The organism is Pseudomonas sp. 43mfcvi1.1 (assembly GCF_900115935.1).
Lineage (GTDB): Bacteria > Pseudomonadota > Gammaproteobacteria > Pseudomonadales > Pseudomonadaceae > Aquipseudomonas > Aquipseudomonas bijieensis.
The window spans coordinates 46398-66658 of sequence record NZ_UETT01000019.1; the positions used below are offsets into that span (position 1 = coordinate 46398).

Below are 20261 nucleotides of genomic sequence, written 5' to 3' on the forward strand. Positions count from 1 at the left end.
ATCAGGATGTGGCCGGCGCAGGCTTGGGTTTGCGCCACTGGGGCAAGCCGATCAACACCACCGCACTGATGATCACCAGCATCGCCAGGGCTTCTTCGATGCCGATGGTCTCACCGGCGAACACAATGCCCAGCAACACCGCCACGGCCGGGTTGACGTAGGCATAACTGGTGGCTGCCGCCGGACGTACATGCTTGAGCAGGTACATGTAGGCGTTGAAGGCAACGATCGAGCCGAAGCAAGTCAGGTAAGCCAGGGCGAACCAACCTTCCAACGGCGGAATACTGTCCAGATGCTCACCGCTGGCCACGCTGCCGATCAACAGCACCACGCCACCCACCAGCATTTCCACGGCGCTGGCCATCGCCCCCGCCGGCAACGGCAGGTGCTTGCTCAGCACCGAACCGAAGGCCCAGGACGCTGCCGCGAACACCAGCAAGGTCGCGCCCAACGGGCTCGATTGCAGGTTCGAACCGAGATTGAGCATGGCGATGCCGATCAACCCCAGCACAATCCCCGCCCATTCCAGACGGGTATTGCGCGCGCCCCAGAAGTAGCCGCAGAGCAGGGTAAACAAAGGTACCGTCGCCACCGCCAGCGCAGCGACCCCGGATGCCACGCCCGTGTGCTCGGCCACACTCACCGCACCGTTACCGAAACTGAGCAACAGCACGCCAATGATGGCCCCGGCCTTCCATTGCGCCCAAGTCGGTGCCGGCGCTCCACGCCAGCGCAGGAAGCCGTACATCAGCGAACCGGCCAACACGAAACGGATCCCCGCCAGCAACAGCGGCGGCCAATGCTCGACACCGATGCGAATCACCAGGTAGGTCGATCCCCAGATGACGTACAAGGCGAAAAAGGCAGCGATCAATGGCAAAGGAAAACGGCGTGGGCCAGGCATGGTCGGCTCGAAGTCAGGACAATGAGAGACGCTATTCTAGAAAGGCGACAGACGGAAAATAAGTTACAAAACCTGTTTATCCGACCCATACACTTTTCAAAACACGGAGATAAACGCTATAAACCATGCTTTCGAAAGTCATGTCATCGGAAGCCAAACCGTGGATAAATACGACCGCATGCTGCTCAGCGCTTTGTTGGAAAACGGTCGTGCGTCCTACGCCGAACTGGCCCGCAAAGTGAACCTGTCGGCCCCCGCCGTGGCCGAGCGAGTCAGCAAGCTGGAAACCAGCGGCGTGATTACCGGCTATCAAGCCAAAGTCGACATGGCGAAAATCGGCCTGCCGATCCAATGCGTCATCGAACTGCGGATGGACCAGCACGGTAAACAGAAGACTTACGACGAACTGTGCAAGATCCCACAACTGACCGAATGCCATCGGGTGACCGGCGATCCGTGCGTGATCATGCAAGCGGCGGTCGGTTCTATGCCGGAGCTGGAAGAGCTGATCAACCGCATCGCCAAGTTCGGCTTCAGCAAGACCTCGATCGTGCTGTCCAGCGCCATTGAAAAGCGTGTGCCGTTGGGGCAGCTGGAAGGCAACGGGAAATAAACGACCCAACACAAATCAAAACTGTGGGGGCGAGCCTGCTCGCGATTGCGGTATGTCAGTCGACATTGATGTTGGCTGATCCAACGCTATCGCGAGCAGGCTCGCTCCCACAGTTTTTGTTTTGTGGTGTGTTTAGAACCCGCGATGCCGCTTGAGATGCTCGTTGATCTTCGCCGCCGGCACTTTCTGCAAGCTGCACAGCAAATCATGGGACAACTCCCGCAGCCCATGCTTTTGCCGCAGTTCCGAGGCCAGGTGCGCGGTGAGGTTGGCGGCCATTTCGGCGTCGGCCATGGCCCGGTGAGCCTGGCCGGTGTGGGGCAGGCCAGCGAACGCGTTGAGGGTGCCGAGTTTGTGGTTCGGCGCCGCCGGCATCAAGCGTCGGGCCAGCAACAGTGAACAGGCAAAATTCTGCAAGCGGGTGCGTTTGATTCGCCCCAGTTCGAAGTCCCAGAACTTCTGGTCGAACGCAGCGTTGTGAGCCAGCAGCGGCGTGATGCCGACGAACTCGTTGACCTCGTTCATCACCTTTTCCGCCGACGGTGCGCTGCGCAGCATGGCATTGCTGATGCCGGTCAGTTGCTCGATAAACGCCGGGACGCGCACGCCGGCATTCAACAGGCTCTGGTAGCGGTCGACGATCCGGCCCTGCTCAAGGATCACCACGGCAATTTCGGTGGCCCGACAACTGCTGCTTGGCGTGATGCCGGTGGTTTCAAAGTCGATGACTGCGATGCGTTCCAAACCTGTCTGAGCTCCGTAAAAATCAATTCTTGAGCAGCAAGGCGCCTTCGATGGGCACGTAGCGGCTGGCGGCGCGGATCAGCGAATTGGCGGTCAGCCCCGGCACGCCATAGGCCACAGCCTGGACGCCGTGCTTTTGGATGATGCGCTCGAGCAGCATGTCGAAATCGCCGTCACCGGAGGCCAGCACCACTTCATCGACGTGGTCGGCGGCGTCCATGATGTCGAGGGTGATGCCCACGTCCCAGTCGCCCTTGGCCGAGCCGTCGCTGCGCTGGATGTAGGGCTTGAGCTTCACGACAAAACCCAGGTTGCGCAGGATCTGCTGGAATTGCTGCTGTTTGCTGTCGCCGCGATCGATCGCATAGGCGTAGGCCTCGACGATCTGCCCCTGCTTGCTCACATCGGCCCACAGCGCGGCGTAGTTGAAATGGCAACCATAGGCCTGGCGCACGGTGTAGTAGAGGTTCTGGACATCGGCGAACACTGCAATTTTTTTCACCGCGTTTCCTCTTGGATGCACACGCACGCAGACCACCTGGGCCGAAAGTCGCTCAGTATGCCAGCCTGAAGGATTGTTCCGCGAATAATCGGTCCGAGGCGCCAGGGCGCCCCGGACGAATGGTGGGTCAGACGAAGGAGTCGTCGTCGCCGAAGAAAGAAGAATCGTCGCTGTAGTCCGCGTCGCTGAAACCACCCTGGTCGTTGCCATAGGTGTCGTTATCGGCCACCCGCTGATCATCACCCCAGCCGTTGTCGCTGCTGTTGGCAGTGTCGTTGACCGGTTGGGCCGGCTCTTCCTTGATGACTTCGACGATTTCCTGCGGTTGCTGGCCGCTGTGGAACAGGCTGCTGATGCCTTGGGCCAGCATCACGCCGCCGGCCACGCCCGTTGCGGTTTTCAGGGCGCCGCCCAGGAAGCTGCTCGCTGCCGGGGCCTGCTGTTGCGGTGCGCCGTAATTGCCGGGCGGCGCGCCGAAGCCCTGTTGGGGCGGAGCATTGAAGGACGACGGCGCCGGTTCGCGCCAGCCGCCCCCACTGGAGGCCGGCGGGCTCGATGGGCGTGAATCCCGCGAGCTGCCACCGAAAATACTCGAGAGAAAACCACCGCCGCCGCTGGGCGCCGACGTCTGTTTGCGGGCCTGTTGCAGCTCGGCCTGCAATTGCTCGACTTGCTGGCTCAGTTGCTTGTTCTGTTCATCGAGGCGCTTGATCGCGGCCTCCTGCACCAGAATCGCCTGGGCCATGAAATAGCCCGCCGCTGGCTGGCTGACCATGTGCTCCTTGATCCGCGCCTCGGCCTGGGCGTCACGCGGGGCTGATTCCTTTTCGGCCTGTTGCAGCCGTGAAAACAGTCCATCGATCAGGGTTTGTTCTTCGCTGTTCATGGCGACCTCGTTAGATTGCCGGGTAGAAACCATTCCGATCCCGAAGACCGGTGCCCACCAGTAATGGGGCTCGCCAAAAAGGTTTCAATGGTCTTTACCTGATGTTTACGTTTGCTTGTGCGGGCGCCTGATCGGTTAAAGTGTCGAACCGCTTTTTTGAACTGCGATACCGACTCATGAATCCGTTTGACGTGTTGCGCGACTCTTTGTATTTCTTCAAGCGCCATCTGGGCCGGATCGCCCAATTGTGCCTGCCGTTGGTCATACTCGAGGCTGTGCTGCAGCAAGGCGTGGACAACGCCGTCGGCCCCGAGGGTTTCCCCGGCTACAGCGTGATCGTCGGGCTCCTGGTCTACCCCTTGTACACCGCCGCGTTGATCCTGTTTCTCGACGCCCGCAGCCGCGGTGAAGCGCCACGCACCCGTGACTTGCTCGCAACGGCCCTGACCCTGTGGCCACGCTTTGCCTTGCTGACGGCCCTCAACACGCTGTTGATCCTGGTGGGGCTTTCGCTGTACTTCCTGCCTGGCCTGTGGCTGATGGTGACCCTGGCCTTCAGTGAATACCTGTTGGTCCTCAGGGGCCTGACACCCCTGGCCGCGATGAAGGAAAGCCTGAACCTGTCCCGCGGCAACTTCTGGCGGATCCTGCTGTGCATTCTCGCGGTGATGGGCCCGCTATGGCTGCTCAAGGGCGTCAGCGTCTCGGTGTATCCTTCGCCCCAGAACCCCGTGCTCAGCCTGCTGATCGACAGCGTCCACAGTTTCCTGCAACTGTTCACCAGCGTGGTGCTTTTCCGCATGTTCATGTTGATCGAGGCCAAACCTGATAACCGCTGATCGCACACTGCGAAGGCCCTGGGCTTGGGCTTGAGAACCGCTCTCGGTTATGCTCGGGAGCACTTTCGCGTTTCGCCCATAAGCCGAGCCATGACCCGTCTACTGCGCTACACCTTGCTGGGCCTGCTGTTGATCCTCAGCCTGGCCGCCCTGTCGATCTACGGCCTGACCTGGCGACCACAGCCCCGGGAAACCGTGCCGGTCAGTTGCACCGCCAACGCGGCACCGCTGGTGCCCGGCCAGGCGTTGAAGGTGATGACCTGGAACGTTCAGTTCCTCGCCGGCAAGCGCTACGTGTTCTGGAATGACCTGGCCCAGGGCGACGATGAAAGCCCGACCCTGGAAGACATGGCCTTCAGCCTCGACGAAGTGGCACGGGTGATCCGCGACGAGCAACCGGACATCGTGCTGCTCCAGGAACTGGACAAGGGCGCCAAGGCCAGCGATTACCAGGACCAGCTCAAGCTGTTGCAGGAACGCCTGGCCGACCTCTACCCGTGCGGCACCAGTGCCTTCGACTGGAAGGCCGACTTCATCCCCAACCCGCATATCTTCGGCAGCGTCGGCCGGCAACTGGCGACCCTGAGCCGCTACCGCATCGAACACGCCGAACGAGTACAACTGCCGGTGGCCGACGCCAACTTCATCAGCCGTCAGTTCCAGCCGAAAAATGCCTTGTTGGTGAGCTATCTGCCACTGAGCGATGGCGGCCAACTGGCGGTGCTCAACACGCATCTGGAACGGGCCACCGAGCCGGAAGAAACCCCGCCCAGACAAATCACCGCCGTCGCCAAGACACTGGATAAATTCGAATCGGCGGGCACGCCCTGGTTGATCGGCGGCGACTTCAACCAGTTGCCCCTGGGCCAGTACCGGCGCCTGCCGTCCGAGCAACGCACGCCCTACTCCGCCGACAGCCCCTTGCACCTGTTGTGGGACAAATACCCGATGATCCCCACCAACAACGAGGCCAGCGGCATCGACCGCGAACACTGGCTGACCCACTACCCGAACGACCCCGGCCTCAACGGCCCCGACCGCACCGTCGACTACCTGTTCTACAGCCCGCGGATCAAACGGGTTGAAGCTCAGGTAAGGCAGGACGATACCTTGCGCATCTCCGATCATTTGCCGGTGATTGCGCGGTTCTTGTTGCCGGCAATGCCATGAACGGAGTGTCACCATGACGGTAATCGCCCTGATCAACCCCGAGAATGACCCGCACTTGATCGCCGACTGTTTGATCAGCGCGGACGGTCCGGACATGCGCAAATCGATGTCTGTATGGGTTCCTTCACTGGGGTTGATACCCACTGATTGGCATGACGCCGACGGTCCGTTTCATATCGCGCGCATGGGTCGAAAAACCTACATCCTGAAGAACAACAGCGGCATGCTCGCCTTTGCAGGGGATTGTCGATCGGCTTATGAATTCTGGGTGGCGCTGGCAGGGTCGATCGAGACAAAACTCAGCTATCAACCGGATGCCCTGATAGATGCCGACACGATCGACCAGGCTCTAATGGGCATGGGCAGGACCGCGGGTGCATTCCATATGCTGGGCGTTCTACTGGATGGAAAAGGTGCCAAGCGCGCCTACATCCACCGCCCCGAAGCCACGATAACCACCAAGAACTTTGGAACCTGCTATCTAGCCGGTTCCGGGACACACCATCTCAGGCACCAGATCGAAACGGAAGACGAACGCTTCGCTTCCATCGAGGAGTGGCCCTGGACGCATATCTCGCCGACTGAAGAACTGGCGGAATCACTGTGTTCCAACATGCTGTATTACGAATCCGACATCAACAACGGGCGCAAACCCAATACCCCCATTCATGACCGGTTCGGCGGATTTTATGAATGGTACGGCATTAAATCCGCCGGGATAAAACCCACGCCACCCAGGATCGACTTGAATATCCTGGTCAAGGACGATGCCCTGTACCTGACCCGGCTCCATTTCTCCGAAAGCACTCATCCGCCTGCGGGCAACCCTAATTTCAAAGGGTCGCAAGTCATCTTGAAGGTCTTGACGTTCTGCCTGAGAACACAGGAATTCGACCCACACCGACTTTTCGACAACCTGGCGTTCACATTCGAGCAGGTAGAGGGCGTACTCATCGAGCGGTTCTTCAACCACTACGATAGAGATGCAAGCTCGCCGCTAGCGGACCCCAGAATTTCAGGCATTGTCCCGGCGGACGTCCTGCAAAAGGACTTTGGCCATGGCTTGTCGGTCAAGAGAGTTCGCCTGACCGTATCGGTCAATGGATATGCCGTTGTAAAGGGCGTGACCGAAAGCGACGAATCCCTCGCACCGGCCAGGATCCAGTATGCCAACGGTCAGGTATCAGTGGCCTTCAGCGAAAAAATAGGTCTTTTGATTGCAGATATCGTCTCGAGGCATCTGAAATAGTCTTTGTGATACAGGGCACTAGGGTTTACGCGGCTTGACCCGCGCCGTCGCCTCCGCCACCAGGGGGTCGTCCGGCCAGTAATGCTTGGGATAGCGCCCCTTGAGGTCCTTCTTCACCTCGGCGTAGGTGCTGCGCCAGAAATTCGCCAGGTCCTGGGTCACCTGCACCGGTCGCCGCGCCGGTGACAACAGGTGCAACTTGACCGCCTGCCGCCCGCCGGCAATGCGCGGGGTGTCGGCCAGGCCGAAGAGCTCCTGCAAGCGCACCGCCAGGATCGGCGGGTGCTCGCTGTAGTCCAGCCGGATGGACGAGCCCGAGGGCACGCTCAAATGGTGCGGCGCCAGTTCATCCAGGCGTTGCGGCAGGGGCCAGGGCAACAGGTTGTGAACGATGCTGGACAAGTCCAGGTTGGCGAAGTGACTGAGGCGCGAGACTCGCCCCAGATACGGCATCAGCCAATGTTCGAGACTGTCCAGTAACGCCACGTCGCTGACATCCGGCCACTCGCTCTCGCCCTTGGCCTCCAGGTCCAGGCGACGCAGCAGCGCCACCCGCGCCTGCCATTGCCGCAGTTCCGGGGTCCAGGGCAACAATTCCAGGCCCTTGCGACGCACCAGGTTTACCAGGGCCTGGCTACGGGCTGACTCATCCAGGCCGATCAATGGCTCGCGGCTGAGCACCAGTTCGCCGACCTTGCGCTGGCGCTCGGCACGCAGCACACCTTCACGCTCGTCCCAATCCAGTTGATCCACAACACGGACTTGCTCGGCCAATACCGAATCGAACAACGCCGGGTCGAAATCCGTCGCCAGGTAGATCCGCTCTTCCCGCTGGCCATGGCGGCTGCCCAGGTCGGCGATCACCAGCCACGCTTGTTTCATCAGGCTGTCAGCTTCGGCAAACAGCGCCGCACGGCCATTGGCCAAGCGATATTCCGCGCCGCCGGGCCGGCGCTGCTGGGCGACGCGGTCGGGGTAGGCCAGCGCCAGCAACGCACCGAGCCAGCGTGGATGATCGGGATCGGCCACCGCTTCTTCGGCCTTGCCCCGTAGATAACCGCGATACTGCCGGGCCAGTTGCCGCGCCCGCTGCACCCCACCCTGGGCGCCACGCGCCGCTCGTTCTTCGCCGGACAACAAGGCCAGGCGACTGTGCAGATCCGCACCGGCGCCACGCAGAATATCGCGCTCGCCCAGCAGCGCAGCGACGTTACAGGCCATGTCCGCCAGCCCGAGCGCCTGGCCGCGCAGCAGCAGATGCGCGATGCGCGGGTGGGCTGGTAGTTCGGCCATGGCCTGGCCGTGGCGGGTCAGTTGCTCGCCCTCCAGCGCGCCCAGGCGTTGCAGCAGATCCTGGGCCTGGGCATATGCAGCGGCCGGCGGGACATCGAGCCAGACCAATTGCTGCGGCGCCACACCCCAGCGCCCCAGTTGCAGGGCCAACCCGGCCAAATCCGCCGAAAGAATCTCCGCACTGCCGTAAGCAGCCAGTTGTTCATGCTGGTCTTCGGACCACAATCGATAGCACACGCCCGGTTCCAATCGACCGGCCCGTCCGGCCCGCTGGGTGGCGCTGGCCCGGGAAACGCGCTGGGTGTCGAGACGGGTCATGCCGCTGCCCGGGTCGAAACGCGGCACCCGCGCCAGGCCAGCGTCGATCACCACTCGTACGCCGTTGATGGTCAGGCTGGTTTCGGCGATGTTGGTGGCCAGCACCACTTTGCGCTGGCCCGGTGGCGCAGGGTCGATGGCGGCGCGTTGGGAGGCCAGGTCCAGCTCGCCATGCAGCGGGCAGAGCAGCACATCGGTGTTTTCGCCCAAGGCCTCGGCCAGTTGTTGATGGACCCTGCGGATTTCCGCCTGGCCGGGCAAGAACACCAGGACGCTGCCGGTTTCATCGTGCAGCGCTTCCAGCACGGTCTGCACCAGTCGCGGCTCGATGAATTCACCGGGTTGAAACGGCCGCCCCCAACGCACCGCCACCGGGAACATACGCCCTTCGCTGCGCAGGATCGGCGCATCGTCCAGCAACCCGGCCAGGCGCTCCCCTTCCAGGGTGGCGGACATCAGCAGAATCTTCAGCGGCTGGTCGTCACGAAACAGCTCTCGGCCGTTGAGGCTCAAGGCCAAGGCCAGGTCGGCATCGAGGCTGCGTTCGTGGAACTCATCGAAAATCAGCAGCCCCACGCCTTCCAACGCCGGATCATCCTGCAAGCGGCGAGTGAGGATGCCTTCGGTGACCACCTCGATGCGGGTCCGGGGCCCGACCTTGCTGTCGAGGCGAATCCGGTAGCCGACGGTTTCACCGACCTTTTCCCCCAGTTCACTGGCCAGTCGCTCGGCCGCCGCCCGTGCCGCCAGGCGCCGGGGTTCGAGCATCAGGATGGTCTGCCCGGCCAGCCAGGGCTCGTTCAGCAGGGCCAGGGGCACACGGGTGGTTTTACCGGCACCGGGCGGCGCCTCGAGCACGGCTTCGTGGCGCGATGCCAAGGCTTGACGCAGGGCGGGTAAAACTTCATCAATCGGCAAAGAAATCATGCTGGCTCCAAAACAGAGGGCCGAGTATAACGGCGAACTGTTTAGCGTGGTCTGGACTCCAACCAGCAACGCCTTTACCTGTTCAGGAGATTGCTATGCGTATTCCCTTTCGCGTGATCGGTGGCGTGCTGGTCGCCTCCCTGCTGACTCAGATCAGCGCCTGTGGCTCGATCTTCTACCCGGACCGTCGCGGCCAGATTGATGGCAAGATCGACCCGGCGATTGCCGCGCTCGATGCCGTCGGCCTGCTGTTCTACATCATCCCTGGCCTGATCGCCTTCGCCGTGGACTTCGCCACCGGCGCCATTTATTTCGAACCGGGCAAAAGCGTCCAGATCGAGCCAGAAAAACTCAAGCCGGCCATCAACCCCGACGGCACCGTCAATAACCACAAGTTGCAGGCAATCCTGGAACACGAACTGGGCCGCAGCTTCCCGCTGGACGATCCACGGTTGATCCAGCACAAGGGCAGCGCGCAACAACTGGCCGCGCTCGGTCTCAAACCGGCCGCATGACCGGCGCCACAGAAGGAACGACCGCGCCATGACCGCCAGCTCCGAACACGCTCGCCTGCTACGCCTGGCCACCCGGGCCTCGGTGGCCGTGGCACTTATCCTGGTCGTCGCCAAGGCGTTGGCCTGGTGGCTCAGCGGCTCGGTGAGCATGCTCGCCGGGCTGACCGACTCGGCACTGGACGGCGTCACTTCGCTGCTCAATCTGCTGGCGGTGCATTACGCCCTGCGCCCCGCCGACGATGACCATCGCTACGGTCACGGCAAGGCCGAGTCCCTGGCCGGGATGGCCCAGGCGCTGTTCATCGGCGGCAGTGCGGTATTGATCGCCTTGCAGGCCTTCGAACGCCTGAAAAACCCGGTGCCGGTGGACGCGCCCTGGCTCAGCGTCGGCGTAATCGTGTTTTCCCTCGGGCTGACCCTGGCTTTGTTGGCGTTGCAGCATCGGGTCATCCGCGCCACCGGCTCCAACGCCGTGCGCGCCGACTCGCTGCACTATCGCTCCGACTTGTTGCTCAACGGCAGCATCCTGGTCGCCCTGGTATTGGCGGGGTTCGGCTGGTATCAACTGGACGCCTGGTTCGGCCTGGGCATCGCGGCGTACATCCTGTGGAGCGCCATCCAGATCGCCCGGGAAAGCTTCGCGGTGCTGATGGATGAGGAACTGCCGCCCGACGTCAGCCAACATATGCTGGAACTGGCCTGCGCCGTGCCCGGCGTGCTCGGTGCCCACGACCTGCGCACGCGGATCTCCGGCAACCACTGGTTCGTGCAATTGCACCTGGAATTGCCAGGGGATTTGACCCTGTCAGTGGCCCACGGCATCAGCGACCAGGCCGCCGATGCTATCCACAATGCTTATCCAAAGGCCGAAGTGCTGGTGCATGCCGATCCTTCGGAAGTGGTGAAGCGCGCCAGCGCTTGATGCCCAACACCCGTGGCGAGGGAGCTTGCTCCCGCTCGGTTGCGCAGCGACCGCAAGATCCTGGGCCTGCTGCGCAGGCCAGCGGGAGCAAGCTCCCTCGCCACAGGGAACTGCTTCTATACCGTGTGATCAGTACGTCACCTGATACCCACGACTGCTCAAGCAACTGCCCTGGGCCTGCCGATAGGTCTGCACCACTTCCGGCGCCGGTGGATAGGTGTAATTGCGCGGATCGAAACCGCTCTGCTGCACCGCCCAGCGATAGCAGTCGTAGCCATCCTGATTGACCTGCTCGGGGGACTGGCCGTTGGCCGGATAAGCCACCACGTCAAAGCTGTTGCCCTGGGGCTGAGGTTGCGGGTTGGCCACAGGCGGCTCGACCACGACGTAATCCTGGGTATTGGCTTCGTAGATGTAATAGGCACCCGCGGCGAGAAAGAACAGCGAGCTGCCGATCCACACTTCCCTGGCGTAATCGGGCAGGTAACGGGTACGGATGCCTCGCGGCGGCTGCACCACCACGTAGCGCGGCCCTTGGGGACGATACCAGTAGCCGCCCGAGTAGAAATAATCCTGGCCGCGATAGGGCACGCGGTAGTTGCGATCCGGGAAACGGTCGATCACATAACCCGGCCGGTATTGCGGCCCCGGGCCCCAGCCGTTGCCATGCCCACCCGGTCGACCAGGCCAATGTTGATCGGGACGGCCATCATGGTCAGGCCGCGGACCTGCGTTCGGATAGCCGTCGTTGCGACGAGGGATGTCGCGGTAATACCCCGGTTGCGGTTCGCGGGTCTGGGTCACGCTGTCGGGCCGGCCCTGGATCGGCAGGTTGTTGCCAGGCTGCGGTTGCGGGCGGCCATGGCCGTTGGGGTCTTGAGGTCCACGATCATAATGTTGGCCGCCCTGGTACGGCGGCTGCGGCTTGACCTCGAACTGACGACTGTTGTCGCCCCGGATGATTTCGTTGCTCTGCGGCCGCGGCTGGCCCGAGTAACCCTGGCCGTTGCCGCCGCGCCCGTCCTGCCCGCGACCGCCGTCCGGGCCGCCTCGGTTTTGCTGATCGTCGGCCATTCCCTGCGCACTGACACTTGCCCACAACAGACCAACACCTGCCAAACGCCAGATGCGCGACTTCATGAAATTCCTCACAACGGTTCAGGGCCTGAAGATAAGACTGGAAAAGCCCAGGCCGGTTCTGCGACAGATTATCAGCCGCGGGGTTTATTTCGCAGGCATTAAAAAAGGGAGGCCCGTCGGCCTCCCCTTGAGAATTTCGTCCGTGCTCGACGCTTATGACGTCGGCTCACCTCACGCCGTCTTCTGGACAGTGTGCAGCTCGGGGGCCTGCCAGTACCGGTGGGTACTGCGACCGCAGCCGGCCTGATTGGGCGGGCTGCACTGGACTGTTTGTCCGAGCAGTGATCTTGGTGGTAAGCATAAGCCTGGAGCGTCGACGGATGATTGCGAAGATTGCGGAAATAAACATCACTTGCGCAATTTTTAACCTCGGATAGATAATCTGCCGCAATTATCAAGATAAAGGCCCAACCGATGAGCAAACTCGACCGTTACGACCTGAGCATTCTGGCGGAATTGCAGCGCGACGCGCGCATCTCCAACCAGGAACTGGCCGAACGCATCGGCCTGTCGCCCTCCCCCTGCTCGCGACGGGTCAAGCAGTTGGAGGATGACGGCTACATCACCCGCCAGGTCGCCCTGCTCGACCGCAAGCTGCTGGGCCTGAGCCTGACGGCTTATGTGCTGATCGGCATGGACCGCCACACCCCTGAACGTTTCGAAAACTTCGAAGCCGCCATCCGCAACCTGCCGCAAGTGCTGGAATGCAGCCTGGTGACCGGGATGGACGCGGACTACCAGCTCAAGGTGGTGGTGCCGGACATGGACCATTACCAGAAGCTGCTGCTGGGACACCTGACGCGCATCGATGGCGTTACCAGCGTGCGCTCGAGTTTTGTGCTGAACCAGGTGCTCAACAGCACTGAACTGCCGTTGACTCATCTGCGTAGCTGACTGCTTTTGTGGCGAGGGGATTTATCCCCGCTGGGCTGCGCAGCAGCCCTGAAGCAGTAAATTCAATCTTCCTGGCACACTGAGTTGCTCGGTTTAGGGGCCGCTTCGCAGCCCAGCGGGGATAAATCCCCTCGCCACAAAATCTACAGCACGCGACGAATAGCTGCGACACACCGCCGCAGGTCAATCCCTCGCCCGCCCCCCATGCCGTATACTCGCCGCGCCTTTTCAATCCCGCTCACGCCGGAGTGTCCTGATGGATCCTGCTGTTTTCGAAGAGTGGATGATGACCGGCCTGGTCAGCATCCTGATCATTTTCATGGGCTTCATCGTCTGGGACCTGGCGAAGAAGTCCAAGGCCGGACGTTTCGGCTCATTCATCCTGTTTTTCGTACTAGGCCTCGGCGTAGCCGCATTCGTCATCAAGAGCGTGGTGATCGGCCTGATCGAATCCGGGGCGCTATAAGCGCGCCGGCACTTCTTTCCACTGGCCCTGGTCAAGCCCTTCGATCGTCCAGTCGCCGATCCTGACACGCACCAGGCGCAATGTCGGCAAGCCCACGGCGGCGGTCATGCGTCGCACCTGACGGTTGCGTCCTTCGCGAATCACCAGCTCCAGCCAACTCGTGGGCACGCTTTTACGAAAACGAACCGGCGGATTGCGCGGCCACAATTGCGGTTCGTCCAGTTGGCGGGCCTCGGCCGGCAAGGTCATGCCGTCGTTCAACTCCACCCCGGCGCGCAAACGCTGCAATTGCTCGGCACTCGGCTCGCCCTCCACTTGCACCCAGTAGGTCTTGGCCAGCTTGTGTTTGGGATCGGCAATGCGTGCCTGCAGTTGCCCGTCGTTGGTCAGCAACAGCAAGCCTTCGCTGTCGCGATCCAGCCGTCCGGCCGGGTAGATGCCCGGTACGTCGATAAAATCCTTGAGCGTCGCCCGCCCCTCACCGTCACTGAATTGCGTCAGCACATCGAAAGGTTTGTTGAACAGGATCAGTTTTGGCTCGGCCGGCGGCGCCTTGGCCACACGGCGCGGCGCGGAAGCTGGAGGTTTCGCGCCAGGGCGGCGGGAAACAGGGCGTGGGGGGCGTGACATGGCGAACACAACATCTAGCGGTCAGGGCCGCTAATGCTAGTGGCCTGACCGCTAAATAACCACCGCCGTATCAGCGGAACGGCGGCTCGTCGAAGCTGCGCAGTTTGCGCGAATGCAGCGAGTTGAGTTCGGTGCGCAGCAGGTCCAACGCCTCGATGCCGATCTTCAGGTGCTGGTTGACCGCGCGCTCATAGAACGCGTTGGCCGAACCCGGCAGCTTGATCTCGCTGTGCAAAGGTTTGTCCGAGACGCACAGCAACGTGCCATAGGGCACCCGCAGGCGATAACCCTGGGCGGCAATGGTGCCGCTTTCCATGTCCACCGCCACGGCGCGGGACAGGTTGATCAGCGGACGCTCCTGGGCCCAGCGCAGCTCCCAGTTGCGGTCGTCGTAAGTCAGCACGGTGCCGGTACGCAGGCGCTTTTTCAGCTCGTCGCCCTTTTCGCCGGTGATATTCGCCGCGGCCTGTTGAAGTGCCATCTGCACTTCGGCCAAGGCGGGAATCGGAATGTTCGGCGGCACCACCCGGTCGAGAATGCCATCGCGGCGCATGTAAGCGTGGGCCAACACGTAGTCACCGATGGTCTGGGACTGCCGCAGCCCGCCGCAGTGGCCGATCATCAGCCAGCAATGCGGACGCAATACGGCCAGGTGGTCGGTGATGTTCTTGGCATTGGACGGGCCGACGCCGATGTTCACCAAGGTCACGCCATGGCCATCGTTGGCCTGCAGGTGATAGGCCGGCATCTGGTAGCGGTGCCAGACCACACCGGCGGCGATGGCCGACGCTTCGCCGTGGTCCATGTTCTTGTCGATGATCACGTTACCCGGCAGGACCATGCGCACAAAGCGCGGGTCGCTGCGCAGTTGCTCCAGGCCGTGGACGATGAACTGGTCGACATAGCGGTGATAGTTGGTCAGCAGGATCCACGGCTGCACATGACGCCAGTCGCTGCCGGTGTAATGCACCAGCCGACGCAGGGAAAAATCCACCCGCGCGGCATCGAACAGCGCCAGGGGCAGCGGGTCGGTGTTTTCCCAATCGTAGAGACCGTCGGCGATACCGTCGGTGGCGGCCGACAGGTCGGTGCTGGGGAATACCCGCGCCAACACGGCGGCGGTTACACCGGAGCCGGCCAGTTCATCGCCCTGCTCCACCACGTACGGGTACGGAATGTTCTGCTCGCTGACACCGACTTCCACGGTGACGGTGAAGTCGTGCATCAGCGGGACCAGCTGTTCCAGCAGGTACTTACGGAACGCGGCGGGATGGGTGACGGTGACGCTGTAGATGCCGGGCAACTGGACCTTGGCGTAGGCACGCGTAGTTTGCGGGACTTCGCCGTGGCAGTGATAGGTCAGGCGCAAGGCCGGATAGCGAAACAACGCACGTTGCTCGGCATCCGGCTCGACGCGGTCCTTGAGATAACGCATCAGCGCCTGATTCAACGCGGTGGTCGCACGCTCGTGCAGGGCCGCCAGACGATCCACGGCTTGTTCGGCGGTTTGAACGACAATAAACGCTTCGGTCACGATCAGCTTCCTGTGTTCTGACTTGCAGGCCTTCATCTTGCCTGCATCGCCGCCCGACGGGAACAGTGGCGTATTGGCGCGCTCGATCATTCATCGACAATCCCTATGGGAGCGAGCTTGCTCGCGATAGCGGTGCGTCAGTCACCAGAGCTGTTGGATGTGCCGACACCATCGCGAGCAGGCTCGCTCCCACCCTTGACCTCCAGTGGCTACAAACCCTTCATTCACCGCCAATCCCTTGCTCGCGATGGCGGTGTGTCAGTCACCACAGATGCTGGATCAAGGGTTTCGCGGTCTTCCTAGAAACCATGGGGGGTGGAGCGGGTGACGATGGCTTCGACATTCAGGCCCCGGGGCAAGGCACCGTATACCCGGCCAGCCGAGCCAAGGCGGCTGGCAATGAAGGCGTCGCTGATGTCGCTGTTTCCCGCCTCGAGCAACAACTTGGCCTGCAGGCCGACGGCGACGTCTTCGGTCAATTGCCGGGCGCGGTACTGGATGTCGTCGGTGTCCTTGAACGCTGCGTGCAATTGATTGATGTGGCCGGCCAGGCGCTTGTCGCCGTGGCCATCGCCCAATTCGCTGAACAATACTTCCAGCACGCCCGGCTCCTTGGACAAGGCGCGCAGCACATCAAGGCATTGCACGTTGCCGGAGCCTTCCCACGTCGAGTTGACCGGCGCTTCGCGGTACAGGCGCGGCAGGATGCTGTCTTCGACGTAGCCGGCGCCGCCCATGCATTCGGCGGCTTCGTTGATCATCGCGGGGGCGCGCTTGCAGATCCAGTACTTGCCTACCGCCGTCACCAGCCGGGCGAACTTGGCTTCGTGCTCGTCATTCAAGTGGTCCAGCGCCTGGCCCATGCGCAGGCTCAAGGCCAGGGCGGACTCGCTTTCCAACGCCAGGTCAGCCAGGACGTTCTGCATCAGCGGCTGCTCGCTCAACAGCTTGCCGCCAACCTTGCGGTGGGCACAGTGGTGACTGGCCTGGGTCAGCGCCTGGCGCATCAGGGCGCTGGAGCCGACCATGCAATCGAAGCGGGTCATGGCGACCATCTCAATGATCGTCGGCACGCCTCGGCCTTCTTCACCAACCATCCAGGCCAGTGCGCCACGGAACTCGACTTCGCTGGAGGCGTTGGAGCAGTTGCCCAGTTTGTTCTTCAACCGTTGAATGTAGAACTGATTGCGCGTGTCGTCGGGGCGATGGCGCGGCAGCAGGAAACAGGTCAGCCCCTTGTCGGTCTGGGCCAACGTGAGGAAGGCGTCGCACATCGGCGCCGAACAGAACCATTTGTGGCCCACCAGTTCATAGGCTTGGCCCGGGCCGCTGGCGCCCACCGGATAGGCCTTGGTGGTGTTGGCCCGGACATCGGTGCCGCCCTGTTTTTCGGTCATTGCCATGCCGATGGTGACCCCGGCCTTGTGCGCCATGCCAACGTTGCGCGGGTCGTACTCGGTGGCGAGCACCTTCGGCACCCAGCGCTCGGCCAGGTCCGGCTGCAAGCGCAGCGCCGGTACGCTGGCGAAGGTCATGGTCAGCGGACAGCCGGTGCCGGCTTCGGCCTGGCTGTGCAGATAGGTCATCGAGGCACGGGCGACATGGGCGCCGGGCTGTGGATGGGCCCAGGGCAAGCTGGGCAGGCCGTGCTCGACGGCGGTACGCATCAACTGATGATAAGCGGGATGGAATTCCACCAGGTCGATGCGATGGCCATAACGGTCATGGCTGGAGAACACCGGCTTGTTCTGATTGGCCAGGAAGCCCGCTTCCATCAACGGCCCACCGGCCAGCGCCCCATACGCATCTATCCGCGCCTGCGCCCAGCCAGCGCCGAAACGCCGCGACCATTCTTGCAACGGCAGGTCGATGCGGTACAGATTGGCGCCATCGAGGGACGGCGGCTGATTGGTGACGTCGTGGGTTTCAGCGAACTGGTGCAGGTTCATGACAGGGCTCCTCGATCAGCCAGGAGGTTCAGTTAAGCACCGCCCCCAGGCCGAACAAAGTGTCATATCCGCCTAAATATCGGCGCTTTCACCCTGCCCGTGGCAAAGCACACGGCGCTGGAGCGTCGCCTGCAGTGTCTCGAACTTCACCGGTTTGCTCAGGTAATCGATCAGCGCGCCCGACGGGCAGCGCTCTTGCCCCAGGTTCGGGCTGACCACCAGCACCGGCAGTTCCTCGCAACCGGACAAGGTACGGATCTGGCAGCAGACCGACACACCGTCCAGCGGCGGCGACTGGCAATCGAGCAGCACCGCATCGAAGCTCTCGCCGTGCAGCAGATCCAGCGCCGCACGGCCGCTGTCGGCAGTGCGCACCCGATAACCGAGCTTGAGCAACATGCCGCGCATGACCAACTGATCAATGCTGTTGTCATCCGCCAATAGCACCGTGCAATCCTGTGGCAGGCGCGAACCTTGGCGACCACCGAAGGAAAACGGCGTCGGCACAGCTGCCGGCAAGGCCAGGTCAAACTCCACGTTCAAATGAAAACGGCTGCCGCGACCGGGCTCGGAGGTATGGGTCAGGCGCCCGCCCAGCAGTTCCACCAGTTGCCGGCAGATGGCCAGGCCCACGCCGAGACCGCCATATTCGCGGGTCATCGAACCATCGAGCTGGAAGAAACGCTGGTACAAGGTCGCCTCCCCCAGGTCGGTAAAGCCGATTCCGGTGTCGATCACGGCAAAGGACAGCATCAGCCGGTCAAGCTCCGTCGGCCTGCCACTGACTCGCAGCGCCAGGCCGCCCACTCGGGTGAACTTGATGGCGTTGTCCAGCAGGCATTCCAGGCACTGGGCCAATTTGCCACTGTCACCGAGCAGTCGGTCCGCCAGGCCCGGGGCCACGTCGACCTTGAAATCAAGGCCCTTGGCCGCGGCATTGGCGCCGAACTGCACCTGCAGCGCCTCGACCACCCCACGCAGGCTGAACGGCGCCGGATAGACCTTGAGCTTGCCGGCCTGCAACTCGGTAAGGGTGAGGATGCCGTTGACCATGCGCATCATGTCCCGCGCCGAACCGGCGGCGGTCTGTTGATACTGGGTCAGTTCCTCGTCCATCTCGACGGTTTCCATCAACTCCAGGGAGCCGATCACGCCGTTCATCGGCGTGCGCAGTTCATGGGTCAGGGTGGCGAGGAATTCATCCTTGAGCTTGTTGCCGTGGGCCAGTTGCTGGTTGAGCACTTCGAGTTTCTGCCCCGCGTCCAACAGGGTCTGGGCCTGCTGTTCGCGCATGGCATTGATACGGTCGGCCAGGGCCAGGGACAACAGCGCCACTTCGATGGCCGAGCCGATCTGGCTGGCGTACATGGTCAGGAATACATTCGGCAGGTAACCCAGCACCATCAAGGTATTGATGATGCCCCCCAGCAGAAACGCCGACCAGGCAATGATGAAATAACGTGCCACCCGCAGGCCACGCCACCAGGCAAACAACCCGGCGGCAAAGATCGCCACCGTGAATACCAGCGCCAACGCCGTTGCCAGGCGCAGCGCCAAGGCATAGCTGGTCATCAACGACAGGCCGACCACCACCGCGCTGTAGGCGATCAGTGCCAGCAGCATGCGATCCAGCCAACGGCCATGCCGGGCGGTTTGCAGGAAGCTGCGGGCGAACTGGCTGCCAAACAGGCCCGCGCAGCCGATGAAAAACGGCGTCGCGGCGTTTGCCCACCAGGGATTGTCCGGCCAGAAATACTCCACGGCCGCACCATTGACCGACAACTGATACAGGCCGAACGAGGCGATATAGAAGATGTAATAGAGGTAGCTGGTATCACGCACGCTCAGGTAGATGAACAGGTTGTACACCAGCATTCCCAGCAGCACGCCATAGATGACCCCCAACACATACAAGCGCACCGGCTGCTGTTCGAGATAGGCGGTGCTCGACCACAGCGTCAATGGCGCCTGGATCGAACCCTGGCTTTGCAGGCGCAGGTACAGGACCTGCCGCTGCTCAGGCTTGAAATCCAGGCTGAACAAGTAGTTGTTCTGGCGAATCTCGCGGCTGGCGAATGGCAACGCATCGCCGGTCTGGCGCACCAGGCGGTACCCCCCGGCGGCATCTGGCAGATACAAATCCAGGTGGTCCAGCGGCGGGTACGCCAGTTCCAGCAGCCAGGTGCGCTGGGCGTCCGGATTGCCGGGGCGGTAGTGCAGGTCGATTTTCAACCAGAAGGCTGATCGCGAGTAACCGGCATTCAGCGTGGCTTTGTCATGGGGCTTGAAGGCGCCGGTGGCAGCCTGGGCCAGGACATCATCAATGGTGGCAGTGCCACCCGCATCTTCGAACACCTGCAGGGCATGACCCAAGGGCAGGCTTTGGGTGAATTCATCGAATTCCAGAGCACTTGCCAGAGGGGACAAGCACAGCAGCAACATCAGCAAATAGCGCATTTAAGTCCCAGCGTGGCCTGTCCGGTTGAGTCAGGAAGCCCCCCATTCCCTGAGTAGACGTAAAACCGGCATTACCTGTTATGAGTTGGATCCATCTCTAGCATAGCCGTTGATGGCCAATTTGCACCATTGAAATCTTTCCTATAGAAGGCTCTAGAACGGGCGTTTCAGCGCCAAGCGTTGAGATAGAGCTGTTGCTTTGGTCAGATTGAATAGCGCCTTGGATCCGGACTCGACTGTTTGGACCTGGCACATGGTTTCTGTGGCGAGGGGATTTATCCCCGTTGGGCTGCGCAGCAGCCCTAAACC

18 protein-coding genes are annotated in these 20261 nt (G+C 62.0%); 8 read left to right on the top strand and 10 right to left on the bottom strand.

Features of this window, described 5'->3' with window-relative positions; genetic code table 11:
• Nucleotide 1: 1 nt before the first annotated feature.
• On the bottom strand, nucleotides 2-904 hold the full coding sequence (gene yedA / locus DTP52_RS27895) for a drug/metabolite exporter YedA (protein ID WP_109756255.1): 903 nt from the start codon (nucleotides 902-904) through the stop codon (nucleotides 2-4).
• Between the two features lie 160 nt (nucleotides 905-1064).
• Here yedA and DTP52_RS27900 point away from each other — a divergent pair, with 160 nt between their 5' ends.
• Nucleotides 1065-1517 (top strand): Lrp/AsnC family transcriptional regulator, encoded by a 453-nt coding sequence (locus tag DTP52_RS27900; protein WP_109756256.1) that lies wholly within the window; start codon nucleotides 1065-1067, stop codon nucleotides 1515-1517.
• Nucleotides 1518-1649: 132 nt separating this feature from the next.
• On the opposite strand, the gene DTP52_RS27905 is transcribed toward DTP52_RS27900, so the two are convergent.
• The 3 genes from DTP52_RS27905 to DTP52_RS27915 form a co-directional block, all read right to left on the bottom strand.
• Nucleotides 1650-2261, bottom strand: a complete 612-nt coding sequence (locus DTP52_RS27905) for a PolC-type DNA polymerase III (RefSeq protein ID WP_109756257.1) — start codon at nucleotides 2259-2261, stop codon at nucleotides 1650-1652.
• Between the two features lie 22 nt (nucleotides 2262-2283).
• Complete coding sequence (locus tag DTP52_RS27910; RefSeq protein ID WP_053182045.1) at nucleotides 2284-2763, bottom strand: NYN domain-containing protein; 480 nt, start codon at nucleotides 2761-2763, stop codon at nucleotides 2284-2286.
• A 127-nt stretch (nucleotides 2764-2890) separates the two neighbouring features.
• Nucleotides 2891-3649 carry a DUF2076 domain-containing protein gene (locus tag DTP52_RS27915; protein ID WP_109756258.1) on the bottom strand — a complete coding sequence of 253 codons (759 nt, stop codon included), beginning with the start codon at nucleotides 3647-3649 and terminating at the stop codon, nucleotides 2891-2893.
• A 176-nt stretch (nucleotides 3650-3825) separates the two neighbouring features.
• Here DTP52_RS27915 and DTP52_RS27920 point away from each other — a divergent pair, with 176 nt between their 5' ends.
• The 3 genes from DTP52_RS27920 (at nucleotide 3826) to DTP52_RS27930 (ending at nucleotide 6907) form a co-directional block, all read left to right on the top strand.
• On the top strand, nucleotides 3826-4488 hold the full coding sequence (locus tag DTP52_RS27920; RefSeq protein ID WP_109756259.1) for a YciC family protein: 663 nt from the start codon (nucleotides 3826-3828) through the stop codon (nucleotides 4486-4488).
• A 90-nt stretch (nucleotides 4489-4578) separates the two neighbouring features.
• Nucleotides 4579-5658, top strand: coding sequence for an endonuclease/exonuclease/phosphatase family protein (locus DTP52_RS27925; protein WP_109756260.1), 1080 nt, complete (start codon nucleotides 4579-4581; stop codon nucleotides 5656-5658).
• Between the two features lie 13 nt (nucleotides 5659-5671).
• Complete coding sequence (locus DTP52_RS27930) at nucleotides 5672-6907, top strand: hypothetical protein (protein ID WP_109756261.1); 1236 nt, start codon at nucleotides 5672-5674, stop codon at nucleotides 6905-6907.
• Between the two features lie 18 nt (nucleotides 6908-6925).
• Here the strand turns inward: DTP52_RS27930 and hrpB are convergent, their stop codons facing one another.
• Entirely contained in the window at nucleotides 6926-9445 is a 2520-nt protein-coding gene (gene hrpB, locus DTP52_RS27935) for an ATP-dependent helicase HrpB (protein WP_109756262.1), read from the bottom strand.
• A 95-nt stretch (nucleotides 9446-9540) separates the two neighbouring features.
• On the opposite strand from hrpB, the gene DTP52_RS27940 reads away from it, so the two are divergent.
• Nucleotides 9541-9960 carry a polyribonucleotide nucleotidyltransferase gene (locus DTP52_RS27940; protein ID WP_109756263.1) on the top strand — a complete coding sequence of 140 codons (420 nt, stop codon included), beginning with the start codon at nucleotides 9541-9543 and terminating at the stop codon, nucleotides 9958-9960.
• Nucleotides 9961-9988: 28 nt separating this feature from the next.
• Entirely contained in the window at nucleotides 9989-10882 is an 894-nt protein-coding gene (locus tag DTP52_RS27945; RefSeq protein WP_109756264.1) for a cation diffusion facilitator family transporter, read from the top strand.
• Nucleotides 10883-11011: 129 nt separating this feature from the next.
• Here DTP52_RS27945 and DTP52_RS27950 read toward each other — a convergent pair whose 3' ends face one another.
• Entirely contained in the window at nucleotides 11012-12022 is a 1011-nt protein-coding gene (locus tag DTP52_RS27950) for a DUF6515 family protein (protein WP_109756265.1), read from the bottom strand.
• Nucleotides 12023-12436: 414 nt separating this feature from the next.
• On the opposite strand from DTP52_RS27950, the gene DTP52_RS27960 reads away from it, so the two are divergent.
• Together DTP52_RS27960 and DTP52_RS27965 are read left to right on the top strand one after the other, a co-directional pair.
• Nucleotides 12437-12916 carry an Lrp/AsnC family transcriptional regulator gene (locus DTP52_RS27960; protein WP_003185723.1) on the top strand — a complete coding sequence of 160 codons (480 nt, stop codon included), beginning with the start codon at nucleotides 12437-12439 and terminating at the stop codon, nucleotides 12914-12916.
• Nucleotides 12917-13172: 256 nt separating this feature from the next.
• Complete coding sequence (locus DTP52_RS27965) at nucleotides 13173-13382, top strand: DUF2788 domain-containing protein (protein ID WP_003185724.1); 210 nt, start codon at nucleotides 13173-13175, stop codon at nucleotides 13380-13382.
• Here the strand turns inward: DTP52_RS27965 and DTP52_RS27970 are convergent.
• From DTP52_RS27970 to DTP52_RS27985, 4 genes are all read right to left on the bottom strand, one after another.
• Nucleotides 13377-13943, bottom strand: coding sequence for a pseudouridine synthase (locus tag DTP52_RS27970; RefSeq protein ID WP_162893925.1), 567 nt, complete (start codon nucleotides 13941-13943; stop codon nucleotides 13377-13379). The two genes, DTP52_RS27965 and DTP52_RS27970, sit on opposite strands and share 6 nt — an antisense overlap.
• A gap of 139 nt (nucleotides 13944-14082) precedes the next feature.
• A complete protein-coding gene (gene amn / locus DTP52_RS27975; protein ID WP_178082507.1) occupies nucleotides 14083-15582 on the bottom strand; it encodes an AMP nucleosidase in 1500 nt (499 codons plus the stop codon).
• Between the two features lie 263 nt (nucleotides 15583-15845).
• Nucleotides 15846-17495, bottom strand: coding sequence for an acyl-CoA dehydrogenase family protein (locus DTP52_RS27980; protein WP_109756268.1), 1650 nt, complete (start codon nucleotides 17493-17495; stop codon nucleotides 15846-15848).
• A 72-nt stretch (nucleotides 17496-17567) separates the two neighbouring features.
• On the bottom strand, nucleotides 17568-19952 hold the full coding sequence (locus DTP52_RS27985) for a hybrid sensor histidine kinase/response regulator (RefSeq protein ID WP_109756269.1): 2385 nt from the start codon (nucleotides 19950-19952) through the stop codon (nucleotides 17568-17570).
• Nucleotides 19953-20261: the final 309 nt, after the last annotated feature.